The sequence below is a fragment of the Streptomyces sp. NPDC002935 genome, assembly GCF_040611295.1.
In the GTDB taxonomy this organism is placed as follows: domain Bacteria; phylum Actinomycetota; class Actinomycetes; order Streptomycetales; family Streptomycetaceae; genus Streptomyces.
Genome location: NZ_JBEXNW010000087.1, coordinates 1 through 3,835, shown reverse-complemented (window position 1 = coordinate 3,835; position 3,835 = coordinate 1). Strand labels below are relative to the sequence as shown.

The 3,835-nt window shown below is 73.2% G+C and carries 1 protein-coding gene; it reads left to right on the top strand.

Going from position 1 to position 3,835, the window contains the following annotated elements:
- A partial coding sequence (locus ABZX90_RS43715) for a type I polyketide synthase (RefSeq protein ID WP_355213717.1) occupies positions 1–3,835 on the top strand: 3,835 nt, incomplete at both ends.

The following is a 3,835-nucleotide window of genomic DNA, read 5'->3' as shown; positions in this document are numbered from 1 at the left end:
GTGCGGCACGTGCGCGAAGCGGTGCGCTTCGCGCACGGCATCGAGACCCTCGGCGAGCTGGGTGTGACCACCTTCGTGGAGATCGGCCCGGGCGGTGTCCTCAGCGGCATGGCGCAGGGCTGTGTGGACGACATCGTCACCATCCCCGTACTCCGAGCCGACCGCCCCGAACCCCAGGCGCTCACCATCGCGTACGCCCAACTGCACGTCAGCGGCGCCGAAGTGGACTGGCAGGCCTTCTTCCCGGGCGCCCGGCGTCTCGACCTGCCCACGTACGCCTTCCAGCGCGAGCGCTACTGGCTCGCCGCCCCCGCCTCCGCCGGTGACATGCGCGCGGTGGGGCAGGGCGAGTCCGGTCACCCGCTCCTCGGCGCCGCCGTGCCGCTGGCCGAAGGCGACGGACACCTGCTCACCGGGCGGCTCTCGACGCACACGCACCCGTGGCTGGTGGACCACGCCGTCAGTGGGGTCGCGCTCCTGCCGGGAACCGCGTTCGTCGAGCTGGCGATCACCGCTGCCGACGCCGTGGGCTGCGACCTGCTGGAAGAGCTGACGCTGGAGACACCGCTGCTCGTGCCCGAGCGCGGCGGCGTCGCCCTGCAGGTGCGCGTCGGCGCCGACGACGGCTCGGGCCGCAGGCCGCTGACCGTGCACTCGCGGATCGACGACGGGGACGCGTACGCCCACGAGGACGACTTCGAGCGGGCATGGGTCCGGCACGCCTCCGGCTCGCTGACCGTCGCCACCGGAGGGCCCGTGGACGGGTCGCTCACCGCGTGGCCGCCCGTGGGTGCGGAGCCGGTCGACGTCGACGGGTTCTACGACCGCCTCGCCGGCATGGCGCTCGACTACGGCCCCGTCTTCCAGGGGCTGCGCGCCGCGTGGCGGAGCGGGGACGACTTCTTCGCCGAAGTGGAGCTGTCCGGCGCGGAGCGGACCGACGCGGGCGCGTACGGCCTGCACCCCGCCCTGTTCGATGCCGCCCTGCACACCGTCTGGCTGGGCGCGGTCGAGCCCGAGGCCGGGACGGGGAACGGGCTGCTGCCGTTCGCCTGGAGCGGCGTACGGCTGGCGGCTGCCGGAGCCTCCGACCTGCGGGTGAAGGTCTCGCGCGCCGGTATCGGCACCGGCAGCTCCACGGTGTCGCTCGTGCTGGCCGACGGCACTGGCGAGCCTGTCGCGCAGGTCGACTCGCTGACACTGCGCCCGGTGCCCGCCGACCAGTTGCGCGTCGGTTCCGGCAGCGACGACGCGGTCTTCGGCCTGGAGTGGACGCCGGTCAGGCTGCCGTCCGCACCGGACGGCATAAGGATCGAGACGTACGACGATCTCGCCGCTCTTCGGGCCGCTGACTCGCCGGCGGACACCGAAGCCGATGCCGGAGCCGTGGCCGATGCCGTGGTCGTGCCCTGCCCGACCGGGACCGGCGCGGACCTGGCCACCCGGGTCCGTCAGGTCACCCACGCCGTGCTGGAACTGGTGCAGTGGTGGCTGGCCGAGGAACGCCCGGCGCGCCTGGTGCTGGTGACGCGTACGGGAGACCTCGCCCAGTCGGCGGTCTGCGGACTGGTGCGTTCGGCGCAGACCGAGAACCCCGACCGCATCGTGCTGGTCGAGACCTCCAACGATGCCAATGCCAATGCCAATGCCAATGCCAATGCCGACGCCGGCAGTGGTGTCGACGACGCCGGTCTTGCCCGGGTGCTGCCCGGCTTGATCGCGTCGGGTGAGCCGCAGGCCGCAGTGCACGCGGGCGACGAGGTCCGGGTGCCGAGGCTCGTCCGCGTCGCCGCGCCGGACGCGGACCCGGAGCTTCCCGGCCTCGGCTCCGGCACCGTCCTGCTGACCGGCGCGTCGGGCGGGCTGGGCGGGCTGTTCGCCCGGCACTTGGTCGCCGAGCACGGCGTCCGCAGTCTGCTGCTGGTCAGCCGCCGCGGCGGCGACGCCCCCGGCGCGGCCGAGCTGACCTCCGAGCTGACCGCGCAGGGCGCCGACGTCACCTGGGCCGCGTGTGATGTGGCCGACCGCGACGCCGTCCGTGCACTCCTGGGCCGGCCCGGGCAGAGCCTGTCCGCGATCATCCACACCGCCGGAGTCCTGGACGACGGAATCATCGGCTCACTGACCCCCGAGCGGCTGGACGCCGTGTTCCGCCCGAAGGTGGACGCGGCGCTGAACCTGCACGACCTGGCGGGTGAGCTGTCCGGCGACCTGTCCGCGTTCGTGCTCTTCTCCTCGGTGGCGGGCACCCTCGGCACGCCGGGCCAGGGGAACTACGCCGCTGCCAACACCTTCCTCGACGCCCTCGCCGAGCACCGCCGTGCCACGGGCCTGCGGGCCACGTCGCTGGCCTGGGGCCTGTGGGCGCAGGACAGCGAGAGCGCCATGACCGGCAGCCTCGACCAAACCGATCTCACCCGCATCAAGCGCATGGGCCTCGCCGCGATCCCGTCGGCGGAGGGCCTGCGGATGTTCGACGCGGCACTGGCCACCGATCGGGCAGCAGTCGCCCCGATCCGGCTCGACACGTCCGCCTTCCGCGACGGACAGGGGCAGCCAGTGCCGCCGGTCCTGCGCGGACTGGTGCGGGTCGCGCCGGTGCGGCGCACGGCGCAGACCGCGCCGGAGGGATCGCTGGGTCAGCGGCTGGCCGGGCTGCCGGAGGCCGAGCGCGAGCAGGTGGTGCTGGACCTGGTGCGTACTCAGGTCGCCGCCGTGCTCGGGCACGTCGGCGCACAGTCGGTCGGCGCGGACGACTCGTTCAAGGACATCGGATTCGACTCGCTGACCGCCGTCGAACTGCGCAACCGGCTCAACTCGGCCGTCGGCATGCGCCTGCCCGCCACCCTGATCTTCGACTACCCGAACCCGCTTACCCTCGCCCGCTTCCTCACCGCCGAAGCCGCAGGCTCCGGCGAGGCGGCGGCAGCCGTGCCGGCGACCCTCTCCACGGCCACCGGAACGGCGGACGAGCCCATCGCGATCGTGGGCATGGCCTGCCGCTACCCCGGCGGCGTGGAGTCGCCCGAAGACCTGTGGCAGCTGGTGTCCTCCGGCCGCGACGCGATCTCGGGCTTCCCCGAGGACCGCGGCTGGGACGTCGAGCGGCTCTACAACCCGAACCCCGACCAGTGGGGCACCAGCTACACCCGAGAAGGCGGCTTCCTCCACGACGCGGCGGACTTCGACGCCGAGTTCTTCGGGATCTCGCCGCGTGAGGCGTTGGCGATGGACCCGCAGCAGCGGTTGCTGTTGGAGACGTCGTGGGAGGCGTTCGAGCGGGCCGGGATCGACCCGGCGACGGTGCGGGGCAGTAGGACCGGTGTCTTCGCCGGCGTGATGTACCACGACTACGGCGGGCGCGTGCACACCTCGCCGGCAGGGCTGGAGGGCTACCTCGTCAACGGCAGCGCGGGCAGCGTCGCTTCGGGGCGTGTTTCGTACACCTTCGGGCTTGAGGGCCCGGCGGTCACCGTCGACACGGCGTGCTCGTCGTCGCTCGTGGCCCTCCACCTCGCCGCGCAGGCGCTGCGGAGCGGGGAGTGCTCGATGGCCCTCGTCGGCGGCGTCACGGTGATGGCAGGCCCGTCCGTGTTCGTGGAGTTCAGCCGTCAGCGTGGCTTGTCGGCGGACGGTCGGTGCAAGGCGTTCGCCTCGGGGGCGGACGGTACGGGCTGGGCCGAGGGTGCGGGCATGCTGTTGGTGGAGCGGTTGTCCGACGCCCGTCGGAACGGGCACCAGGTGCTGGCGGTCGTTCGCGGTACGGCGGTGAACCAGGACGGTGCGTCGAACGGTCTGACGGCTCCGAACGGGCCGTCGCAGCAGCGGGTGATCC